The organism is Diaphorobacter sp. MNS-0 (assembly GCF_019602835.1).
GTDB classification, from domain to species: domain Bacteria; phylum Pseudomonadota; class Gammaproteobacteria; order Burkholderiales; family Burkholderiaceae_C; genus Diaphorobacter; species Diaphorobacter nitroreducens.
Genome location: NZ_CP080761.1, coordinates 3039535 through 3061117 on the forward strand (window position 1 = coordinate 3039535; position 21583 = coordinate 3061117).

The window sequence follows — 21583 nt, forward strand, 5'->3', positions numbered from 1 at the left end:
ACCCGTCATTGCAGCGGGCTGCCAACCAGCTACGCTGGTTGGCAGCCGCTCAATTCCAACGTTAGCCCCATCACCCGCTTTATGCGCACAGCTACTCGTTCCAGCGCTCGGCCCTGTTCCAAAGGATTTCAAGCCTTTTTGGCCTCCAGCGCTTGTGTAGCAAGCGCTACCAGCTATCATTCTTGCAGCGCTGCGCCGCTTTCGTGGCCCAGCGCTTTTTGGTGGGCTGCGCCCTTGTCCAAGTCCGGGCGCTTCCTTTTGGCCTTCGGGTCTAACCCGGCGTTCAAGCCGACCCGCCTTCGGCGGGCGGCTTACCTTGGCCGTTAGCACCGAAGAGAAATCCTGTCGCCGATGCAGGACGAAGAACTGATGCGCAAAGCCGGCTTCAAGCGCGTTTCCTTGTTCTACGCCGCTCTTACGTTCCGTGGTTGGGTAGCGTATGCCTAACAATTGGCATGGCCCGGGCTGCCTGACCAATTGGACAAGCCGACGCCGGCAAACTCCGCTTGCGGGTGCCCTCCGTGCTTCTCGATCCGGCGTGGCTTACCGCGAGTATTAGACGTTGGTTCGTGGCAGCAGTCGCGTGCATGCGCTACGCTAGCATGCGTTGCCGCCACTGTGCAGCGCGGCTGAGTTCAGGTGTTAGCTCTTCCTGTCGCCCGTATCTGTACCCCACCATGCCCATCCGCATCGTCCGCCTCGGCACTCCCCGCGCACGCGATGAAGGCACGCGCATCGGCACCGTGCGCCGCCCGCCGCGCGGCGTGCCCAAGGAACAGTTCGCGGCGCAGGACTGGTATGACGTGTGGTACCCCAACCTCTCGCCCAGCCCCGAGACCGTCAAGCTCGCCCAGGCCGCGCAGACGCCCAAGGAATGGGCGGCCTTCACCCAGTAGTTCCGCCAGGAGATGGCCACGCCGGAGAACCGCCACACCATCGCGCTGCTGGCCGCGCTGTCGCAGCACAACAATTTCTCCGTGGGTTGCTACTGCGAAGACGAGGCGCGCTGCCACCGCTCGGTGTTGCGCGCGCTGCTGTCCGAAGCCGGCGCACGCATCGCAGACTGATGGCGAAGCCACCGGGCAACACATTGCCGCGCAACGCATTGCCGCGCAACGCATTGCCGGGCAACGACCTGCCGCGCGTCGAAATGCCGCGTGTCGAAATGCCGCGGGCCAAAGCGCCGAGCGTCGAAGTGCCCCCCAACGAGCCGCTGGACGCGCTGCTGCGCCGCGTGCGCGCCTGCACGATCTGCGCCCCCTTCCTGCCGCTGGGCCCGCGTCCCGTGCTGCAGGCCGATGCACGCGCGCGCCTGCTGATCGTGGGGCAGGCACCGGGGCGCAAGGTGCATGCCTCGGGCATCCCCTTTGATGACGCGAGCGGCGAGCGCCTGCGCACGTGGCTGGGGCTGACGCGGGAGACGTTCTATGACCCGGCGCGCGTGGCCATCGTGCCGATGGGCTTTTGCTATCCGGGCCGTGGCGCCTCGGGCGATGCACCGCCCCGCCCCGAATGCGCCCCCGCGTGGCGCGTGCCGCTGCTGGCACGGCTGCCGAACATCGCGCTGACCGTGGCCGTGGGCCAATACGCGCTGGCCTGGCATCTGGCCGCGTGCCGCGGGCAGCCGCTGGGGGAAACCGTGCGCGGCACCTGCACCCTGCCGGATGCGCCCGTCCTGGCCCTGCCGCACCCCAGCCCGCGCAACAACGGTTGGCTCAAGCGCCACCCGTGGTTCGAGTCCGAGTTGCTGCCGCTGGTGCGGGCACGCGTGGCGACCGTGCTGGCGGTTTAGAGCAAAACAGGGCTCTAGCGCTTACCCTATAAGCGCTAGCAGCTATCGAAACAGAAGCATTTACTGCGAAAGCACATCCGCCCCCGCAGGCGGCTTGAACTGGAAGGTGCCTGCCGGCAGCGCCGGGTTGAGCTGCATGCCGGTGAAGCGGATCAGCGAGCGCTGCCCAAAGCTGTCCAGGATGTCCAGCGCCGCCAGTTGCTCCCCCGCGAAGCCCACGCGCACGCTCTTGAGCTGGCCGTCCTTGGCCTTGGGCGTAGCCAGCACCCACTGCAGGCCGTCCTGCTCGGGCGCCGACTCCAGCGCGAAGTCGGCGCGCAGCGCCGCCAGGTCGGGTGCGGACGCGAGCAGCGCCGCGGGGGTGCTGCCCAGCGCCTTGGATTGCGTGCGCTGGGTCACCTGGTTCAAGTCCGCGTCGTACAGCCACAGGGTCTGCCCATCGGCCACGATGAGCTGCTCAAACGGCTTGCGGTAATGGAATTTGAAGCGCCCTGGACGCTGGAACTCAAAACTGCCGCTGGAGGTCTTGGTGCGGCCCGCCTGGCCGTCCTTGGGCGGCGAGGTCACGGTCTGCGTGAACTCGGACCGGCCGCTCTGGGCGGTCTTCATGAAGGTTTCAAGGCTTTTCAGGCCGTCAGCCCAGGCGCAACCAGCGCCAGCAGCTATCAAAATCGCAGCAAATACTTTCTTCAACACCATTTCTCCATGCAAGCGGTTGCGTGGACAGCGGGCCAGGGAGCGTGCCCAGGCAGCTTTACTCGCTGCGCGCGGGCACCAGCACCTCGCGCTGGCCGCTGGCGGTGAGTGCGCTCACCAGGCCGGCCTTCTCCATGTCTTCGAGCAGGCGCGCGGAGCGGTTGTAGCCAATGCGCAGCTTGCGCTGCACGTAGGAGATGCTGGCCTTGCGGTCTTTCAGCACCACCTCCACGGCCTGGTCGTACATGGGGTCCTTCTCGCCGCCGCCTTCGCTGTCGCCAAAGCCGAAGCCGCTGTCGTCGCCCTCGACGGTACCGCCTTCGAGCACCCCTTCGATGTAGTCCGGCTCCCCTTGTTCCTTCAAGTAGCTGACGACACGGTGCACCTCGTCATCGGAGACAAAGGCGCCGTGCACGCGGATGGGCAGGCCCGTGCCGCTGGCCATGTAGAGCATGTCGCCCATGCCCAGCAAGGCCTCGGCGCCCATCTGGTCCAGGATGGTGCGGCTGTCGATCTTGCTGCTGACCTGGAAAGCGATACGCGTGGGGATGTTGGCCTTGATCAGGCCGGTGATCACGTCCACGCTGGGGCGCTGCGTGGCCAGGATCAGGTGGATGCCGGCAGCGCGCGCCTTCTGCGCCAGGCGGGCGATGAGCTCCTCGATCTTCTTGCCCACGACCATCATCAGGTCGGCCAGCTCGTCGATCACCACCACGATGTGCGGCAGCCGCTCCAGCGGCTCCGGGCTCTCCGGTGTGAGGCTGAAGGGGTTGGGGATGTGCTCCTCGCGCGCCTTGGCGTCATCTATTTTCGTGTTGTAGCCCGCGAGGTTGCGCACGCCCAGCTTGCTCATGAGCTTGTAGCGGCGCTCCATTTCGGCCACGCACCAGTTCAGCCCGTGGGCGGCCTGCTTCATGTCGGTGACCACCGGCGCGAGCAGGTGCGGAATGCCCTCGTAAACCGACATTTCCAGCATCTTGGGGTCGATCATCAGCAGGCGCACGTCGCGCGCCTCGGCCTTGTAGAGCAGCGACAGGATCATGGCGTTGATCCCCACCGACTTGCCCGAGCCCGTCGTGCCCGCCACCAGCACGTGCGGCATCTTGGCCAGGTCCGCCACCACGGGCGCGCCCACGATGTCCTTGCCCAGGCCCATGGTCAGCAGGCTCTTGGCGTCGTGGTAGACCTGCGAGCCCAGGATCTCCGACAGGCGGATGGTCTGGCGTTTGGCGTTGGGCAGTTCCAGCGCCATGAAGTTCTTGCCAGGAATGGTCTCGATCACGCGGATGGACACCAGCGACAGCGAACGCGCCAGGTCCTTGGCCAGATTCACGATCTGCGAGCCCTTCACGCCCGTGGCGGGCTCGATCTCGTAGCGCGTGATCACCGGGCCGGGCATGGCGGCCACCACGGTGACGTCCACGCCGAAGTCCTTGAGCTTCTTCTCGATCAGGCGGCTGGTCATCTCCAGCGTCTCGGGCGACACCGTCTCCTGGCGCGCCTGCGCGGCGTCCAGCAGGTCCACCTGCGGCAGGTTGCTGTCGGGCATCTCGCTGAACAGGGGTTTCTGGCGCTCCTTCACCACGCGGGTGCTCTGCACCACATCGGACAGCACGGGCTCGATGATGGTGACAGGCTGCGGGTGCTGCACCTCAATCTCGTGGCGCTCTTCCTGCACCACTTCCTCGCGCTCGCGCGCGGCGCGCCGTCCCACGGCCACGTCCTTGGCCTTCTCGCGCCGCGCCCGGCCGCGCTGCACCAGCGCATCGATGCGCCCGCCCAGGCGCTCGGCCAGATGCCCCCAGGAGAAACGGAACACCAGCGCCGCGCCCAGCACGACCACCACCACGCCGGCCAGGCCCGAGCCCGTGAACCCGAGCCAGCGCACGGCCAGCGGCCCCGTCATATAGCCCAGCATGCCGCCCGCATGGCCGGGCAGCAGGGCTTCGAACCGGTACAGCCGCGACCATTCCAGTGCCGTGCTGGCACACAGCAGCAGCGCCAGGCCGCCCCAGAATACGCCGCGGCGCTGCCACGGCGCGTGGCCTGCGGCGCCATCGCCGCGCATCCAGCGCGCCAGCGACGCAAACCAGGCGCGCACGCCCGCGGCGACGCACCACCAGACGGAAAAGCCCAGCACGAAGTAGCTGCCGTCGGCGAGCCACGCCCCGAGCCTGCCCACCCAATTGGACAGCGGCTGTCCATTGCCCGCACCCGATGTGGACCAGGCCGCATCCTGCGCGGAATAGCTCACGAGGGCCAGCAGCCAGAACACCAGGCCCAGCAGGCCCAGCACCAGGCCGATCTCATGGCCGAAGCGCGCCGCGCCGGTGCGTGGCGCCGACTTGCTGGAGGAAGAAGCGTTCAGGGTGTTGAGGGAGTACGTCATGGGATAAGAGCGCGCAAGCTTACCCCATGCCGACGACGCGTCTGTGTGCCGTGCGCTGCGTGCGGCAGCCCGCCCCAGGCCTGCCGGCTGCGCGCCTTTTTGTCACCGCGCTGCGCCAGCGCAAAGGCCGATACGCCCGCCCCGGCCGTGTTATTCATGGCTTCTTACAATGGCCGCGATTGAAAACCCGACCGCAGGCGCCCGCGCGGACCGGTTGATACTGGGGGGCCCGGCCCCAGGTTCTTACGGGGCACGCCGGTCGCCCGGCATAACAAAACCTTACTTTTCAGCCATGTCCACTACCCAACACGCCAAAGTCATGATCCTCGGCTCCGGCCCGGCGGGCTACACCGCTGCGGTGTATGCCGCCCGTGCCAACCTCAACCCCGTGCTCATCACGGGCCTGGCCCAGGGCGGCCAACTCATGACCACGACCGAGGTGGACAACTGGCCCGCCGACGTGAACGGCGTGCAAGGCCCCGAGCTGATGCAGCGCTTCCAGGAACATGCCGAGCGCTTCAAAACGCAGATCGTGTTCGACCACATCAGCCAGGTGGACCTGTCCAAGCGCCCCTTCACCCTTACGGGCGACAGCGGCACCTACACCTGCGACTCGCTCATCATCGCCACGGGTGCATCGGCCAAGTACCTGGGCCTGCCCTCCGAGGAAGCCTTCATGGGCAAGGGCGTGTCCGCCTGCGCCACCTGCGACGGCTTCTTCTATCGCGAACAGGACGTGTGCGTGGTCGGCGGCGGCAACACCGCCGTAGAGGAAGCGCTGTACCTGTCCAACATCGCTCGCAAGGTGACGCTGGTGCACCGCCGCGACAAGTTCCGCGCCGAGCCCATCCTGATCGACAAGCTCATGGAGAAGGTGGCGGCCGGCAAGATCGAGCTCAAGACCTTCTTCACACTGGACGAGGTGCTGGGCGACGCCACCGGCGTGACCGGCATCCGCCTCAAGCACACCGAAGACGGCCATACCGAGGACATCGCGCTGCAAGGCTGCTTCATCGCCATCGGCCATGCGCCCAACACCGACATCTTCCAGGGCCAGCTGGCGATGGAAAACGGCTACATCGTGACCCAGGGCGGCCTCAAGGGCTTTGCCACGCAGACCAGCGTGCCGGGCGTGTTCGCCGCCGGCGACGTGCAGGACCATGTGTACCGCCAGGCCATCACCAGCGCCGGCACGGGCTGCATGGCCGCGCTGGACGCGCAGCGCTTCCTGGAACAACAGGAATAACGCACTAAGCCCTGCCCACCCGGCTCCTGCAGGTTTCGGCATGCAGGGGCTTTTTGATATTCGGGCTATAATGCGCGGCTTTGCCAAAGCCTGCGCCTGCAAGTTGCAGCGCAAAGGCTGCGGCGACCGGGTTACCGCCACCCGTTCAAACTGGCGAGGTGAGGCTGACCGGCACGCTCCTGCTCTCGCGGGACTTCAGCGCCGGCAGCCGTTGCAACTATCGGAGTGTCCTGATGGCACGCGTATGTGAAGTAACGGGCAAGAAGCCCATGGTGGGAAACAACGTCTCCCACGCCAACAACAAGACCAAGCGCCGTTTCCTGCCCAACCTGCAGTACCGCCGTTTCTGGGTGGAAAGCGAGAACCGTTGGGTGCGCCTGCGCGTGTCCAGCGCCGCTCTGCGCCTGATCGACAAGAACGGTATCGACTCCGTGCTCGCAGACATGCGTGCCCGTGGCCAAGCCTAATTTCCTCAAGGAGAACAACCATGGCTTCCAAAGGCGGACGCGAAAAGATCAAGCTGGTGTCCACGGCCGAAACCGGTCACTTCTACACCACCACCAAGAACAAGAAGACGATGCCTGAGAAGATGTCGATCATCAAGTTCGACCCCAAGGCTCGCAAGCACGTCGAGTACAAGGAAGCCAAGCTGAAGTAATTCGGCCCGGCTCCTGTCAAAAAGCCGCCCGGCGTTGCGCCCGGCGGCTTTTTTCATGTCCAGCGTGGGCATAAAAAACCGCGGCACCCTTTCGGGTCGCCGCGGTACTGCGGTCAGAAGAGCCAGCCGCCGCGTCGCTCAGGCGTGGACCGCGCGCAGCTTCAGCGAAAACTCCTTGAGCGCCGCGATGCCGCTGGCCTCGGCCCGCTGGCACCAGGCTTGCAGGTCTGCGGTCAGCTGATCGCGCGACTGCGAGGTGTTGAGCCAGAGCTGGCGCAGCTCCTCGCGCATGGTGACCATCTTGTCGAGTACGGGGTGCGCCGCACGCACTTCGGCCAGCGTCGGCTGGGCCTGCGCAGGGACCTTCTCGGCGTCGCGGTGCAGCCAGCGCTTGGCGCGCTTGAGGGCCGACACGTCGGCCTTGCGCGCCTTGAGCGCGGCGATCTCGTCCTTGCAGGCTTGGCGCACGCCGCGTGCATAGCCAGCCATGACCTCGTAGCGGTTGGCGATGAGCGCCTCCAGCGTCTTTTCGTCGGCCACCGGCTTCACGGCGCCCAGGCGCAGCTTGGGCGGCACCTTCTTGACCTTGGCCCAGCCCAGGCGCTGCAACGCGCTGATGTAGAGCCACCCCACGTCGAACTCGTACGGCTTGACCGAGAACTTCGCGGCCGTCGGATAGGTGTGGTGGTTGTTGTGCAGTTCTTCACCGCCAATCACAAGGCCCCAGGGCACGAGGTTGGTGGAGGCGTCCTGCGCCTCGAAGTTGCGGTAACCCCAATAGTGGCCCACGCCGTTGACCACGCCCGCGGCCCAGAACGGGATCCACGCCATCTGCACGGCCCACACGGCGGCGCCCACGGCGCCGAACAGCACCAGGTTGATGACCAGCATCAGCCCCACGCCCTGCCAGGTGAAGCGGCTGTAGACGTTGCGCTCCATCCAGTCGTCCGGCGTGCCATGGCCGAACTTCTTCAGCGTCTCGGCGTTGGCCGCCTCGGCACGGTACAGCTCGGCCCCGCGCCACATCACGGCGCGCAGGCCGCGCGTCTGCGGGCTGTGGGGGTCGTCGGGCGTCTCGCACTTGGCGTGGTGCTTGCGGTGGATGGCCACCCATTCCTTGGTGACCATGCCCGTGCCCAGCCACAACCAGAAGCGGAAGAAATGCGCAGGCACAGGCCCCAGGTCCAGCGCACGGTGCGCCTGCGAGCGGTGCAGGAAGATCGTCACCGCCGCGATCGTGATGTGGGTGGTGGCCAGGGTGTAGAGCACGATCTGCCACCAGGCCAGGTCCCACACGCCATGCGCCAGCCAGTCGAGCGCGGTATTCCACGCGGCGCTATCAAACAACATACAAACCTCGATCCACTATCCAATACCGCCGCACAGCCGGCGGCGTTCCACATTGTCGGGCGCCGTCTCCGCGGACCGGAACATGCCCGGCCGCCAGGATGGCTTCGCGTTGCGTGCCAACGCGTAGGAAAGTTACGCGCGGCGGGTCCAGACGGCAGCGAAGAAACCGTCCGTCTGGTGCAGATGAGGCCACAGCCGCAGATATCCAGTGCCGCTGGCGCCGCCATGGCACAGGCGGGCGGCATCGGGCACCTTCAGCTGCGTGAGCAGCGCGCCGGCGTCCTGCGGCTCGAAATCGGCATGCGCCGCGCCGAAGGCTTCGGCAATGGCCTCGTTTTCCTGCGGCAGCACGCTGCACGTGGCATAGACCAGCCGCCCGCCAGGTTTGACCAGGCGCGCCGCGCTTTCCAGGATGGCGGTCTGCTTGCCGGCCAGCTCCCGCAGCGCCTCGGGCGATTGGCGCCACTTCAGGTCGGGGTTGCGGCGCAGCGTGCCCAGGCCCGAACAGGGGGCGTCCACCAGCACGCGGTCGATCTTGCCGGCCAGGCGTTTGACGCGCTCGTCGCGCTCGTGGGCGATGGCCGCGGGGTGCACGTTGGACAGGCCCGAGCGCGCCAGGCGGGGCTTGAGCGCCTCCAGCCGGTGGGCCGACACGTCGAAGGCGTACAGCCGCCCCGTGCTGCGCATGGCCGCGCCGATGGCCAGCGTCTTGCCGCCGGCACCGGCGCAGAAGTCCACCACCATCTCGCCGCGCTTGGCGTCCAGCAGCAGCGCGAGCAACTGCGAGCCCTCGTCCTGCACCTCGATGGCGCCGCGCGTGAACGCGTCCAGCTTGGTGAGCGCAGGCTTGCCGGCGATGCGCAGTCCCCAGGGAGAGTAGGGTGTCACTATCGATTTGATAGCTGCTTGCGCAAGCTCCTTCTGCACCTGGTCGCGTTTTTCCTTCAAGGCATTGACGCGCAGGTCCAATGGCGCCGGCTGCGCCAGGCTGTCGGCCAGGGCCCAGAAGCCGCTCTCGCCCAGCTGCTCCTTGAGCGGCGCCACCAGCCATTCGGGCAGGTTGTGGCGGTGCGGCGCCAGCAGGTCTTCAGGACGCACGGCGTCGCACTGGTCCAGCCAGGACTTTTCCTGCTCTGTCAGTGCGCTCTTGACGAAGTCGCGCGGGCCGTGAAAGCCCAGGATGGCCAGGCGCCGCTCCTTGGGGCCCGCGCCCGAGCGCGCGAGCTGCTCGAACAACAGCTTCTTGCGCAGGACGTTGTAGACGGTTTCGGCCAGCGTGGCGCGCTCGCGCGGGCCCAGGCCGCGGTGCTCGCGGAAGTAGCGCGAGACCACGGCGTCGGCCGGGTGTTCAAAAGTAAGGACCAGCCTGACGAGTTCCGCGCAGGCGTCCACAAGGGCTTTGGGATGCATGGCGTGATTGTCCCATCTCGCGCCCGCATCATCCGCCGCCGCCTCAAGCCCCTCCGGGCCCGGCGTGCACGGGCTCAAACGCCTGGCGCTCGATGTCCTCCAACGCCGCCGTGTCACCGGCCGCGAGCACCAGCAGCTGTCCCGGCAGTTCCAGCTCGCTTTCCAGACGGCGACACAGGGCAAAGCGCGCCTGCGCATCCAGACCGTGCAATTGCACGAACAGCAGGTAGGTGCGCCGCTGGGGCATGGCCCGCAGTTGCTTGCACACCAGCCAGGCGCGCGCCACCGCGCGGTGCAGGGCCAATTCGGCCTGCAGCTCGCCGAGCTCGAACGCGCTCAGATCGTGGCGCCTCACGCGCTGGAAGAAGGGCGTGTCGTACAGCTCCTCCAGGGCGGCATCCTCCACCTCCTCCGCCTGGCGCACGCGCTCGCGCCAGCGCTTGAGGGCCTCGGCGTCATAGTCCCCACCGGCCTCGGCACGCTGCTCCAGCGCCTGCACCGCGCCCCGGGCCGCACCCCAGCGATGGGTGGGACTGCCGTCCCACAATGCCTCGCAACAGCGCAGGCGCGCCGCGGCGTCCTGTGGCGGCAGACTGTCGGCCAGCCCGAGCAGCGCACCCACATGGGCGGGTTCGCGCGCCAGCACGCGCTCGTACAGCGGCTGCACGGCGGCCTGCGGGTCCAGCCGGCGCATCAACCGCGCCAGCTCCACGGTCTCGGTGGCGCTGTTGCCGGCCTGGGTGGACTGCAGGGTGCGCACGCGCTCCTGCGCCCGCTGCAGGCGGGCGTGGTGCTGCTTCCACACCGTGGCGTTGGCCTTGCACCACTGGTCATCGAAGTGCGCCAGCCAGCCGCGCGCCTGCGCCCCCAGCAGCGACAGCGCCCCGCGCTGCGACCACGGCGGCAGCGTGGGGCGCCCACCCGTGAGCGCCTCCACCCGGTCGCGCAGTACGGGATGGGTGTCGTCCACGCCACTCAGGCGCCGTACCGCGTCGCGCAGCGCCATCTGGGCGAAGGCCGGCTCCGGCGGCAGTGCCAGCAGGCGCTGCAGGGCGCCGTAGGGCCCGGCGGGCAGCGGTTGGGACAGCGCGCCCTGCCAGTGCTGGCGCCAGAACTGCTCGCCCAGCCAGGCGCCCTTGATCTCGACCTCGGTGAGCGCGGCGGCCACCTCATCCTGGCCCAGCAGGCGCGCGGCGATGCGGTCGGCCTCGTATTCGTCCTGGCGGGCCAGGGCGAAGGTCTTGGCGGCAAAGCGCGGCCAGTACCAGTCCAGGAACGCCCGCGTGGCCACGGCCATGGGGCCCGCATCGTCCTGCATGCCCTCGTGCAGGCGGTGCCAGCTCAGGCGGGTGCGGTAGATCCAGGCCGCAAAGCGCCCGTGGTCGCCACGCAGGTGGCCGTACTCGTGGGCCAGCACCGCCAGCAGGCGCTTTTTGTCCAGCGCCATGAGCAGCAGCAGACCGAGCGTGAGCTGATTGCGCGCACCGCCCAGCATGCCCCAGCGTGCCTCCTGGCGGATGCTGGCGTTGAAGTCGTCGTCCAGATACACCTCGTGGATGGGCGGCCCCTTGATCTTGCGGCGGATGCGCTCCAGCGCATCGAACAGTGCCGGCGCCTCACGCGCGGTGATCTGTACGCCCTGGGGCGGGCTGCGCGGCACCCACAGCGCACGCAGGCTCAGCCATAACAGGCCGCACGCGGCCATCACAATCCATACCCAGGCGAAGCGGAACTTGCCGTGGAGGAGTTGGGGCACCACCCATACCAGCATGCCCACGGCCAGCGCCAGGCAGCCCAGCACCCAGGCGTAGCCCAGCGCCGCAAAGGCGGCCACGCCGCGGCGGTAGGCACGGCTGTCGTCGGCGCTGGCCATCTCGCTCATGCGCACCATGTGTATGAAGTCCGCCTTCTCCATCAACCACCCTCCCGTTGTGATGCGTATTTTTCCCACCGCGAATGCTATCCATGAACGATGAACTGCCACCCCTGGTTTGCACACCCCCCGGCCGCTACCGCCACTACAAAGGCGGGCTGTACGAGGTGCTCGGCACGGTACGCCACAGCGAGACGCTGGAGCCCATGACCCTGTACCGCGCGCTGTACGGCGAGCAGGGCCTGTGGGTGCGCCCGGCCGCCATGTTCAACGGGACGGTGGTGGTCGATGGCCGCGAGCAGCCGCGCTTCGCCGCGTGCGCGGGCACACCCGAGGATTGAAGCCAAATACGGCCCTTGCGCTTGTCCATCAAGCGGTAGCAGCTCCTCTTTCAATAGCAAATACCACCTACTGGCTGCGCGCGCGGCCCGGCACCCCTGCCCTCCCTTGTCCTACGCCGGTGCCCAAAGGCGGGCACTACGGTGTAGTCAGGACGACAAGCGGCGGCGTGCGCAGGCGAGCCGTGCGCCGCGGAAAGGAGCCTTTCATGGACTATCTGCTACAGGGAATGTTTGGCGAGCGGTCGCTGACCAAGGTGGCCGCCGTGTTCAACGACCGGGCCGACGCACAGGCGATGGTGGCGCGGCTGCAAAGCCTGCCCGGTATGGCGCCCGGCCAGGTGCGCATGCTGGGGCCGGAGGATGCGCGGGAAGACCATGCCGAGCACTTCGGCCGCACGCTGGAGCCGGAGCAGCGTGGCATCTTCCGCACGATGATCCGCGCCCACGTGGTGACCGGTTTCGCGGGCGGCGTGGTCGGCCTGCTGCTGTACGCGTGGCTGCTGCGCTCGGGCACCCCGCTGATCGCCAGCAGCCCACTGCTGGCCTTCATCGCCGTGGTGGGCTTTTGCACCACCTTCGGCCTGTTGGCCGGCGGCCTCGTCACCATGCGCCCCGACCACGTGGGGCTGATCACCGAGGTGCGCGAAGCCCTGGAGCAGGGCCGCTGGGCGGTGGTGGTGCACCCGACCGACACCGCGCAGACACGGCAGGCGCGCGCGTTGCTGCAGGATGGCGGCGGCGCGCAGGTGGCGCGCACGCTGTGAGCGTGCCGCCCGGGCGGCTTGCAAGCAAATCACGCTCCAGCGCACGCCCCATCAGCGCTAAAAGCTATCGATTTGCGAGCAAATGCGCCAGCACGGCGCGTGGATAGATCAGGTGTTCCTGCGTGAGCACGCGGGCGGCCAGCGCGTCGGCCGTGTCGCCCGGCAACACGGGCACCACCGCCTGGTCCAGGATGGGGCCCACGTCCAGTTCTGCCGTGACCTCGTGCACCGTGCAGCCGGCGAACCTGCATCCAGCGTCGATGGCGCGCTGGTGCGTGTGCAGGCCCGTGAAGGCCGGCAGCAGCGAGGGGTGGATGTTGACCAGCCGGCCCGCGAAGTGGTCCACGAACCCGGGGGTGAGGATGCGCATGAAGCCTGCGAGCACCACCAAGGACGGATCGTAGGCATCGATGGCCTGGGCCAGCGCGGTGTCGAACGCCTCGCGCGAGGGATAGGCCTTGTGGTCCAGCACCTGGGTGGCAATGCCCTGTTCGCGCGCCAGCGCCAGGCCCTTGGCATCGGCCTTGTTGCTCAGCACCGCGGCCACACGGATGCCGTGGCGTCCTGCCCAGTCCTGCTGCTGCGCGGTGCGCACGATGGCCGCCATGTTGGAGCCGCCGCCGGAGATCAAAATCACGATGTTCTTCATTTGCCGGAAATTATCCCCTGCCCATGCCCTTTGACGCCCGCACCCGCCCCCTGACCGCGCCGCAAGCGCGCGTGCTTGCCACGCTGCTGGAAAAGTCCCGCACCGTGCCCGACAGCTATCCCCTCACCCTCAACAGCCTGCTGGCCGGCTGCAACCAAAAGAGCAGCCGCGATCCGGTCATGCAACTCACCGAGAGCGAGGTGCAGCAGGCGCTGGATGATCTGCGCCAGCAGACGCTGGTGCTGGAGATCGGCGGCGCGCGCGTGGCGCGCTGGGAGCACAACTTCACCCGCGGCGTGGGCGTGCCCGACCAGTCCGCCGCGCTGCTGGGCCTGCTGATGCTGCGCGGCCCGCAAACCGCGGGCGAGCTGCGCATCAATGCCGAGCGCTGGCACCGGTTTGCCGATATCTCCTCGGTCGAGGCCTTCCTGGACGAGCTGCAGTCGCGCTCCGATGACAAGGGCGGGCCGCTGGTCACGCTGCTGCCACGGGCGCCGGGCGCGCGCGAGCCGCGCTGGGCCCACCTGCTGTGCGGCCCGGTGGATGCCAGCCCCGCCCAGATGGCCAGCGCATCGCCCACGTCACGCAGCAAGGAAGACGGCGCACTGGCGCAGCGCGTACAGGCCCTGGAGGAAGAAGTCGCCACGCTGCGCGCCACGGTGCAGCGCCTGTGCGAGCAACTGGGCGTGGCCGAGCACTGACCTCGCCAAGACCCCGCCCCTGTCACGGTTCGGACAGGGTTGAAAAGCACGCCCGTGCTACAACGGCGGCTTCACAGGAGACAGCATATGGACCTTGCATTCACCCCCGAAGAGCAGGCATTCCGCGAGGAAATTCGCGCCTGGGTGCGCACCCACCTGCCCCAGGACATCGCACACAAGGTGCACAACGCCCTGCGCCTGACCAAGGACGACATGCAGCGCTGGGCCAAGATCCTCGGCGCCAAGGGCTGGCTGGGCTACGGCTGGCCCCGGGAGTTCGGCGGACCCGGCTGGAACGCCGTGCAAAAGCACTTGTTCGAAGAGGAATGCGCCCTCGCCGGCGCGCCGCGCATCGTGCCCTTCGGGCCGGTGATGGTGGCGCCCGTGATCATGGCCTTTGGCAGCAAGGAGCAGCAGCAGCGCTTCCTGCCCGGCATCGCCAGCGGCGAGGTGTGGTGGAGCCAGGGCTACAGCGAGCCGGGTTCGGGCTCGGACCTGGCCAGCCTCAAGACCCGCGCCGAGCGCGTGGGCGACAAGTACATCGTCAACGGCCAGAAGACCTGGACCACGCTCGGCCAGTACGGCGACTGGATGTTCAACCTGGTGCGCACCAGCACGGAGGGCAAGCCGCAGACGGGCATCAGCTTCCTGCTGCTGGACATGAAGTCGCCCGGCGTCACCGTGCGGCCCATCAAGCTGCTGGATGGCGAGTGCGAGGTCAACGAGGTGTTCTTCGACAACGTCGAGGTGCCTGCCGACCAGCTCATCGGCGAGGAGAACAAGGGCTGGACCTACGCCAAGCACCTGCTCAGCCATGAGCGCACCAACATCGCCGACGTGAACCGCGCCAAGCGCGAGCTGGAGCGCTTGAAGCGCATCGCCAAGGCCGAGGGCGTGTGGGACGACATGCGCTTTCGCGACCAGATCGCGCTGCTGGAGGTGGACATCGTCGCGCTGGAGATGCTGGTGCTGCGCGTGCTGTCGATGGAAAAGAGCGGCAAGAACCCGCTGGACATCGCCGGCCTGCTGAAGATCCGCGGCAGCGAGATCCAGCAGCGCTATGCAGAGCTGATGATGCTGGCCGCCGGCCCGTTCGCCCTGCCCTTCATCGAGGAAGCCATGGAAGCCGGCTGGCAGGGCGACTTCCCTGGCGGCGTGGCCGCCAACGCCCCGCTCGCCTCCACCTACTTCAACCTGCGCAAGACCACCATCTACGGCGGCAGCAATGAAGTGCAACGCAATATCGTCGCTCAGACCGTGCTGGGTTAAGGAGATAACCATGGATTTCAATTTCTCCGACGACCAGCAGCAACTGCGCGACGCCGTACGCCGCTGGGTGGACAAGGGCTACGGTTTCGAGCGCCGCCGCGCCATCGTGGCCGCGGGCGGATTTGACCGCGCCGCTTACAACGAGCTGGCCGAACTGGGCCTCACGGCCCTCACCGTGCCCGAGGCCCACGGCGGCCTGGGCCAGGGCGCCGTGGATGCCATGGTGGCCATGGAAGAGCTGGGCCGCGGCATCGTGCTGGAGCCGCTGGCGCATGCGTTCATTGCGGCCCGCGTGCTCAGCGAGTGCGCCGACGACAACGTGCAGTCCGCCTGGCTGCCGCGCATCGCCAGCGGCGAAGCCCTGGTGGTGCTGGCCCACCAGGAGCGCAAGGCCCGCTACCGCCTCGATGTTTGCGAGGCAAAAGCGGCTGCAGCGCCCGGTGGATATGCGCTCACAGCTATCAAAAGCGTAGTTCCGGCGGGCGACCAGGCGGACGCCTTCCTCGTGCCCGCACAGCTCGATGGCCGCATCGCGCTGTTCCTGGTGGAACGCAGCGCCGCCGGCGTGGCCACGCGCGGCTACCTCACGCAGGACGGCAGCCGCGCCGCCGAACTGTCGCTGACCCAGGCGCCCGCCACACTCGCCACCGCCGACGGCCTGGCCGCGCTGGAGCTGGCCGTGGACACCGGCATTGCCGCCGCCTGCGCCTACGCCGTGGGCGCCATGGAGCAGACCCTGGCCATCACCGCCGACTACATGAACCAGCGCAAGCAGTTCGGCGTGCCCATCGCCAGCTTCCAGGCGCTGCGCCACCGCATCGCCGACATGAAGATGCAGCTGGAACTGGCGCGCTCCATGAGCTACTACGCCAGCCTGAAGCTGGGCGAGGAAGCCGGCGAGCGCCGCCGCGCCCTGGCCCGCGCCAAGGTGCAACTGGGCCAGTCCATGCGCTTCGTCGGCCAGCAGGCGGTGCAGTTGCACGGCGGCATCGGCGTGACAGACGAGTACATCATCAGCCACTACTTCAAGACGCTCACGCAGCTGGAGATGTCGTGGGGCGACACGCTGCACCACCTGGGCGAGGTGAGCGCGCGCATGCAGGACACGGCGGGGGTGTTTGCCTAAGGGCCCGTCCTCAACCCAAAACGCGGCCCCTGGCCGCGTTTTTTCGGATGCTGCCTGCGTCAGCTCAACAGCCGCGACGACTTGGGCACGTGGGCCATGAGGAACTCCATCTGGTCGGCCAGGATGCGCCGGTTGCGCAGGATGAAGTCTTCCCACAGGCTGGGTACGTAAGGCGTGTACAGCAGCGGCATATGCGCCTGCTCGGGCGTACGCGGGCCCTTGCGGTGGTTGCAGGGGCGGCACGAGGTGACCACGTTCATCCAGTGGTCCACGCCGTTCCTGGCAAACGGCACGATGTGCTCGCGGGTCAGGTCCTGTTCCTGGAAATGCCCTCCGCAGTAGGCGCACACGTTGCGGTCGCGTGCGAACAGCTTGGCGTTGGTGAGGCTGGGGTAGAGGTCGAAGGGGTTGATGTTCGGCACGCCACGCGTACCGATGATGCTGCTCACCGCGATCTGTGACTGCTCGCCGGTGATGGCGTTATGGCCACCGCGAAACAGCGCGACCTGCGCGCCGATCTCCCAGCGCACCTCGCCCGCGGCGTAGTGCGTGACCGCCTGCTCCAGCGTTATCCAGGATTGCGGCAGCCCCTGGGCCGACAGCTTCAAGACCTTCACAACACGCCTCCTGCCATGGAACACAAGAATCGGAACGTTGATGTCTCGCCGGTCGCACTGTGCAGCGCAGCCGGTAGCGCACAATATACTCTTTTTCATGACAAATTGGCGTCAAGCGCTTGATGGACTTGCGCCAGCCGCTATCAAAAGAAAAGCACTGCGATGAAGATCTTCCGCGGCTTCCATCACCCGGAGGTGGCACCGGCCTGCGCCCTCACCATCGGCAATTTCGACGGCGTGCACCGCGGCCACCAGGCCATGCTGGCCCTGCTGAACAGCGAGGCGCAGCACCGCGGCGTGCAAAGCTGCGTGCTGACCTTCGAGCCGCATCCGCGCGACTACTTCGCCGGGGTGCACAAGCGCCCGGATCTCGCGCCCGCGCGCATCGGCACGCTGCGCGACAAGCTGTCCGAGCTGGCGCGCTGCGGCGTGCAGCAGACCATCGTGCTGCCGTTCAACGAAAAGCTGGCACGCCAGGCACCCCAGGCCTTCATCGACGATGTGGTGGTGGGCGGCCTGGGGGCGCGCTACCTGCTGGTGGGCGACGATTTCCGCTTCGGCGCCCAGCGCGCGGGGGACTACGCCATGCTGGACACCGCCGGCCGCGAGCGCGGCTTCGAGGTGGCGCGCATGAACAGCTACGAGGTGCACGGGCTGCGTGTTTCCAGCTCCGCCGTGCGCGACGCCCTGGGCGCCGGCGACATGGAGGAAGCCACTCGCCTGCTGGGGCGCCCGTACGCGATCTCTGGCCACGTGGTGCATGGACGCAAGCTGGGCCGGTCGCTGGGCCGCTCCGCCGCCAGCGGGCCCCACCAGGACGGCTTTCGCACGCTGAACCTGCGCTTTGCGCACTGGAAACCGGCCGCCAGCGGCATCTTCGCGGTACTGGTGCACGGGCTGGACGCCGAGCCCCTGCCCGGTGTGGCCAACCTGGGCGTGCGCCCGTCGCTGGACCCGAGCGACGTGAACGGCGGGCGCGTGCTGCTGGAGACGCATTGCCTGCAGTGGCCCGCTCACCTGGGGGCCGAGGGGGCCTACGGTAAAATCGTGCGCGTGGAACTCCTGCACAAACTACACGACGAGCTGAAGTACGACAGCCTGGGCGCCCTCACAACCGGCATCGCCAAGGACTGCGATGACGCCCGCGCGTACTTCGCATCCTCCCACGCAGAGACCCGTCGCCAGACCACCCGCGACCGAATTTGACGGGGCCGCCTTCGCCCCGCCAGCGCTTGGCGGGCCGCGCCAGCCCCGCCCTTGTCCTGCCCCCGTGTTTGCCTTTCGGGCCACGCCCGGAACGCCCTTGACCTGAAGGTTCCCATGTCCGATTCCAACCCCAAGAACGCCCCCGCCAGTGCCTACCGCGGCACGCTGAACATGCCCGACACGCCCTTCCCCATGCGCGGCGACCTGCCCAAGCGCGAGCCGGGCTGGGTCAAGGAATGGGACGACAAGGGCATCTACAAGAAGCTGCGCGACGCGCGTAGCGGCGCGCCGAAGTTCATCCTGCACGACGGCCCGCCGTACGCCAACGGCCAGCTGCACATCGGCCATGCAGTCAACAAGATCCTCAAGGACATGATCATCAAGGCGCGCCAGCTCGAGGGCTTTGACGCGATCTACGTGCCGGGCTGGGACTGCCACGGCCTGCCGATCGAGAACGCCATCGAAAAGCTGCACGGCCGCAACCTGCCGCGCGACGAGATGCAGGCCAAGGGCCGCGCGTTTGCCACCGAGCAGATCGCGCAGCAGATGGTGGACTTCAAGCGCCTGGGCGTGCTGGGCGACTGGGACAACCCGTACAAGACCATGAATTTTGCGAGCGAGGCCGGCGAGATCCGCGCGCTCAAGAAGGTCATGGAGCGCGGTTTCGTGTACCGTGGCTTGAAGCCCGTGTACTGGTGCTTCGACTGCGCCTCGTCGCTGGCGGAGTTCGAGATCGAATACCAGGACAAGCAGAGCCAGACGCTGGACGTGGCGTTCAAGGCACATGAGCCGGCCAAGCTGGCCGCTGCCTTCGGCCTGCCCGCCCTGTCCAAGGACGCCTTCGCGGTCATCTGGACCACCACCGCCTGGACCATCCCCGCCAACCAGGCACTGAACCTCAATCCCGAGCTGCCGTACGCGCTGGTGGACACCGAGCGCGGCCTGTTCATCGTGGCCGAATCGCTGGTCGAGGCCTGCATGACGCGCTGGGGCCTCACGGGCCAGGTCCTGGCCGTGGTGCCCGGCGAAAAGCTCGCGGGCCTGGAGTTCGAGCATCCGCTGTACGACATGGACGCGGGCTACCGGCGTCTGTCGCCTGTGTACCTGGCCGACTACGCCACTGCCAGCGATGGCACGGGCCTGGTGCACTCCTCGCCCGCCTATGGCGTGGACGACTTCAACTCCTGCGTCGCCCACGGCATGGCCTACGATCAGATCCTGAACCCCGTGCAGGGCAACGGCACCTACGCGGCGGACTTTCCGCTGTTCGGCGGCCAGCACATCTGGAAGGCCGTGCCCGTCATCATCGACGCACTCAAGGTCGCCGGCCGCCTGCTGAACACCACCACCATCACCCACAGCTACCCACACTGCTGGCGCCACAAGACGCCCGTGATCTACCGCGCCGCGGCGCAGTGGTTCGTGCGCATGGACGAGGGCGAGGGCGTGTTCACCGACCCGGCGCAGAAACCCGCACAGACCCTGCGTCAGATCGCGCTGGAAGCCATCGAGCACACGGCCTTCTACCCGGACAACGGCAAGGCCCGCCTGCGCGATATGATTGCCGGGCGGCCCGACTGGTGCATCTCGCGCCAGCGCAGCTGGGGCGTGCCGATCCCGTTCTTCCTGCACCAGGACTCGGGCGAGCTGCACCCGCGCACCATGGAGATCATCGACCAGGCCGCAGAGATCGTCGAGCAGGGCGGCATCGAAGCCTGGAGCCGTGTGACGGCCGAGGAGATCCTGGGCGCGGAGGACGCCAAGCACTACACCAAGAGCACCGACATCCTGGAAGTGTGGTTCGACTCCGGCTCCACCTTCTGGCATGTGATGCGCGGCACCCACCCCACCATGCACCATGACGAGGGTCCCGAGGCCGACCTGTACCTCGAAGGCCATGACCAGCACCGCGGCTGGTTCCACAGCTCGCTGCTGCTGGCCAGCGCCATCTTCGGGCGCGCACCCTACCGCGGCCTGCTCACGCACGGCTTCACGGTGGACGGCCAGGGCAAGAAGATGAGCAAGTCGCTGGGCAACACCGTCTCGCCGCAGGAGGTGAGCGGCAAGCTGGGCGCCGAAATCATCCGCCTGTGGTGTGCCGCCACCGACTACTCGGGCGACCTGGCGATCGACGACAAGATCCTGGCACGTGTGGTGGACGCCTACCGCCGCATTCGCAACACGCTGCGCTTCTTGCTCGCCAACGTGAGCGACTTCGACCCGGCCCAGGACGCCGTGCCGTTCGAGCAGATGCTGGAGATCGACCGCTACGCCCTCTCGCGCGCGGCGCAGCTGCAGCAGGACATCCTGGCGCACTACAAGGTGTACGAGTTCCACCCCGTGGTCGCCAAGCTGCAGCTGTACTGCTCGGAAGACCTGGGGGGCTTTTACCTCGACGTGCTCAAGGACCGCCTGTACACCACGGCGCCCAAGAGCCTGGCGCGCCGCAGCGCGCAGACCGCCCTCTACCAGATCACCCATGCCATGCTGCGCTGGATGGCGCCGTTCCTGTCCTTCACGGCCGAAGAAGCGTGGAAGGTGTTCGGCCAGTCCGAGACCATCTACCTGGAGACCTACCAGACCATTCCCACGGCCGACGAGGGCCTAGCCGCCAAGTGGGAACGCCTGCGTGAGATCCGCGACGCGGTGAACAAGGAGATCGAGACCGTGCGCGCTGCCGGCACCGTGGGCTCGTCGCTGCAGGCTGTGGTCACGCTCACTGCCGCGCCCGACGACCATGCGCTGCTGGCCAGCCTGAGCGACGACCTGAAGTTCGTGCTCATCGTTTCAGCTACACATTTGGTAGCTGGCAGCGCCCTGCAGATCAGCGTTGCGGCCAGTTCCGATGCCAAGTGCGAGCGCTGCTGGCACTACCGTGCCGACGTGGGCCAGAATCCCGAGCACCCCACGCTGTGCGGGCGCTGCGACAGCAACTTGCATGGCGCCGGTGAAAACCGGGTGCACGCCTGATGGCGCGCGCCGCCGCATCCCGCAGCGCCAGCCTGTGGCCCTGGCTGGCCTGGGCCGTGCTGCTCGTCATTGCCGACCAGTTCACCAAGACGCTGATCCTGGGCTACTACCGCCTGGGCGACGCGACCTACGTGACCAGCTTCTTCAACATCGTGCGGGCGCACAACACCGGGGCGGCGTTCTCCTTCCTGGCCGATGCCGGGGGATGGCAGCGCTGGCTGTTCACGGGCATTGCGCTGGCAACGGCGGTCTTTATCCTGTGGCAGCTGCGCGCCCACCCGGGGCAGAAGCTGTTCTGCTTCGCGCTGTCCAGCATCCTGGGCGGTGCCATCGGCAACGTGGTGGACCGCCTGCAGCATGGCTACGTGGTGGACTTCCTGGACTTTCACCTGCGCGGCTGGCATTTCCCGGCCTTCAACGTGGCCGACTGCGCCATCACCGTGGGCGCGGCCTGCCTGATCCTGGACGAACTGCTGCGCGTGCGCCGCGCCGGCTGAAGGCATCCCCCTGGGCGCCGTGGCGGCGC

General features: G+C 67.6%; 20 protein-coding genes and 1 pseudogene. 14 read left to right on the plus strand and 7 right to left on the minus strand.

Annotated elements, in window-relative coordinates:
• Positions 1-81: 81 nt before the first annotated feature.
• The 3 genes and pseudogenes from K2L43_RS14530 to K2L43_RS14540 all read left to right on the plus strand — a co-directional run bounded on the left by K2L43_RS14530 (position 82) and on the right by K2L43_RS14540 (position 1792).
• Positions 82-327, plus strand: a complete 246-nt coding sequence (locus K2L43_RS14530; RefSeq protein WP_220639013.1) for a DUF1010 domain-containing protein — start codon at positions 82-84, stop codon at positions 325-327.
• A gap of 350 nt (positions 328-677) precedes the next feature.
• Positions 678-1067: pseudogene (locus K2L43_RS14535) on the plus strand (DUF488 domain-containing protein).
• Between the two features lie 98 nt (positions 1068-1165).
• Complete coding sequence (locus K2L43_RS14540; protein ID WP_255580607.1) at positions 1166-1792, plus strand: uracil-DNA glycosylase family protein; 627 nt, start codon at positions 1166-1168, stop codon at positions 1790-1792.
• A gap of 60 nt (positions 1793-1852) precedes the next feature.
• Here K2L43_RS14540 and lolA read toward each other — a convergent pair whose 3' ends face one another.
• Entirely contained in the window at positions 1853-2491 is a 639-nt protein-coding gene (gene lolA, locus K2L43_RS14545; RefSeq protein ID WP_370567798.1) for an outer membrane lipoprotein chaperone LolA, read from the minus strand.
• Positions 2492-2546: 55 nt separating this feature from the next.
• Positions 2547-4877: a DNA translocase FtsK gene (locus K2L43_RS14550; RefSeq protein WP_015914048.1), complete on the minus strand. Its 2331-nt coding sequence runs from the start codon at positions 4875-4877 to the stop codon at positions 2547-2549.
• A 292-nt stretch (positions 4878-5169) separates the two neighbouring features.
• On the opposite strand from K2L43_RS14550, the gene trxB reads away from it, so the two are divergent.
• The 3 genes from trxB to rpmG all read left to right on the plus strand — a co-directional run bounded on the left by trxB (position 5170) and on the right by rpmG (position 6781).
• Positions 5170-6123 (plus strand): thioredoxin-disulfide reductase, encoded by a 954-nt coding sequence (gene trxB / locus K2L43_RS14555; protein WP_015914049.1) that lies wholly within the window; start codon positions 5170-5172, stop codon positions 6121-6123.
• 233 nt (positions 6124-6356) lie between these two features.
• Entirely contained in the window at positions 6357-6590 is a 234-nt protein-coding gene (gene rpmB / locus K2L43_RS14560) for a 50S ribosomal protein L28 (protein ID WP_003058229.1), read from the plus strand.
• A 20-nt stretch (positions 6591-6610) separates the two neighbouring features.
• Entirely contained in the window at positions 6611-6781 is a 171-nt protein-coding gene (gene rpmG / locus K2L43_RS14565) for a 50S ribosomal protein L33 (RefSeq protein WP_011806495.1), read from the plus strand.
• Positions 6782-6919: 138 nt separating this feature from the next.
• Here the strand turns inward: rpmG and K2L43_RS14570 are convergent, their stop codons facing one another.
• From K2L43_RS14570 to K2L43_RS14580, 3 genes are all read right to left on the minus strand, one after another.
• Positions 6920-8131, minus strand: coding sequence for a fatty acid desaturase (locus tag K2L43_RS14570; protein WP_220637846.1), 1212 nt, complete (start codon positions 8129-8131; stop codon positions 6920-6922).
• A 132-nt stretch (positions 8132-8263) separates the two neighbouring features.
• The gene (locus tag K2L43_RS14575) at positions 8264-9541 is read right to left on the minus strand and encodes an RsmB/NOP family class I SAM-dependent RNA methyltransferase (protein WP_220637847.1); all 1278 of its coding nucleotides are present in this window, start codon (positions 9539-9541) and stop codon (positions 8264-8266) included.
• A 43-nt stretch (positions 9542-9584) separates the two neighbouring features.
• The gene (locus K2L43_RS14580) at positions 9585-11456 is read right to left on the minus strand and encodes a M48 family metallopeptidase (RefSeq protein ID WP_220637848.1); all 1872 of its coding nucleotides are present in this window, start codon (positions 11454-11456) and stop codon (positions 9585-9587) included.
• A 50-nt stretch (positions 11457-11506) separates the two neighbouring features.
• Here K2L43_RS14580 and K2L43_RS14585 point away from each other — a divergent pair, with 50 nt between their 5' ends.
• Together K2L43_RS14585 and K2L43_RS14590 are read left to right on the plus strand one after the other, a co-directional pair.
• The gene (locus K2L43_RS14585; protein WP_041836404.1) at positions 11507-11755 is read left to right on the plus strand and encodes a DUF1653 domain-containing protein; all 249 of its coding nucleotides are present in this window, start codon (positions 11507-11509) and stop codon (positions 11753-11755) included.
• Positions 11756-11961: 206 nt separating this feature from the next.
• Positions 11962-12519, plus strand: coding sequence for a hypothetical protein (locus K2L43_RS14590; RefSeq protein WP_220637849.1), 558 nt, complete (start codon positions 11962-11964; stop codon positions 12517-12519).
• A gap of 64 nt (positions 12520-12583) precedes the next feature.
• On the opposite strand, the gene purN is transcribed toward K2L43_RS14590, so the two are convergent.
• Entirely contained in the window at positions 12584-13168 is a 585-nt protein-coding gene (purN, locus tag K2L43_RS14595; protein ID WP_220637850.1) for a phosphoribosylglycinamide formyltransferase, read from the minus strand.
• A gap of 23 nt (positions 13169-13191) precedes the next feature.
• Here purN and K2L43_RS14600 point away from each other — a divergent pair, with 23 nt between their 5' ends.
• From K2L43_RS14600 to K2L43_RS14610, 3 genes are all read left to right on the plus strand, one after another.
• Entirely contained in the window at positions 13192-13869 is a 678-nt protein-coding gene (locus K2L43_RS14600; protein WP_220637851.1) for a YceH family protein, read from the plus strand.
• 87 nt (positions 13870-13956) lie between these two features.
• Positions 13957-15138: an acyl-CoA dehydrogenase family protein gene (locus K2L43_RS14605; RefSeq protein WP_015914057.1), complete on the plus strand. Its 1182-nt coding sequence runs from the start codon at positions 13957-13959 to the stop codon at positions 15136-15138.
• A gap of 10 nt (positions 15139-15148) precedes the next feature.
• Positions 15149-16264: an acyl-CoA dehydrogenase family protein gene (locus tag K2L43_RS14610; protein WP_220637852.1), complete on the plus strand. Its 1116-nt coding sequence runs from the start codon at positions 15149-15151 to the stop codon at positions 16262-16264.
• A 59-nt stretch (positions 16265-16323) separates the two neighbouring features.
• Here the strand turns inward: K2L43_RS14610 and K2L43_RS14615 are convergent, their stop codons facing one another.
• Positions 16324-16881 carry an HNH endonuclease gene (locus tag K2L43_RS14615; protein WP_011806507.1) on the minus strand — a complete coding sequence of 186 codons (558 nt, stop codon included), beginning with the start codon at positions 16879-16881 and terminating at the stop codon, positions 16324-16326.
• A gap of 162 nt (positions 16882-17043) precedes the next feature.
• Between K2L43_RS14615 and K2L43_RS14620 the strand changes: the two genes are divergently transcribed.
• From K2L43_RS14620 to lspA, 3 genes are all read left to right on the plus strand, one after another.
• Positions 17044-18087, plus strand: coding sequence for a bifunctional riboflavin kinase/FAD synthetase (locus K2L43_RS14620; protein WP_011806508.1), 1044 nt, complete (start codon positions 17044-17046; stop codon positions 18085-18087).
• Positions 18088-18201: 114 nt separating this feature from the next.
• Positions 18202-21057, plus strand: a complete 2856-nt coding sequence (gene ileS / locus K2L43_RS14625) for an isoleucine--tRNA ligase (RefSeq protein ID WP_220637853.1) — start codon at positions 18202-18204, stop codon at positions 21055-21057.
• Positions 21057-21554, plus strand: a complete 498-nt coding sequence (gene lspA / locus K2L43_RS14630) for a signal peptidase II (protein ID WP_047349862.1) — start codon at positions 21057-21059, stop codon at positions 21552-21554. Before ileS ends, lspA begins: the two co-directional genes overlap by 1 nt.
• Positions 21555-21583 lie beyond the last annotated feature (29 nt).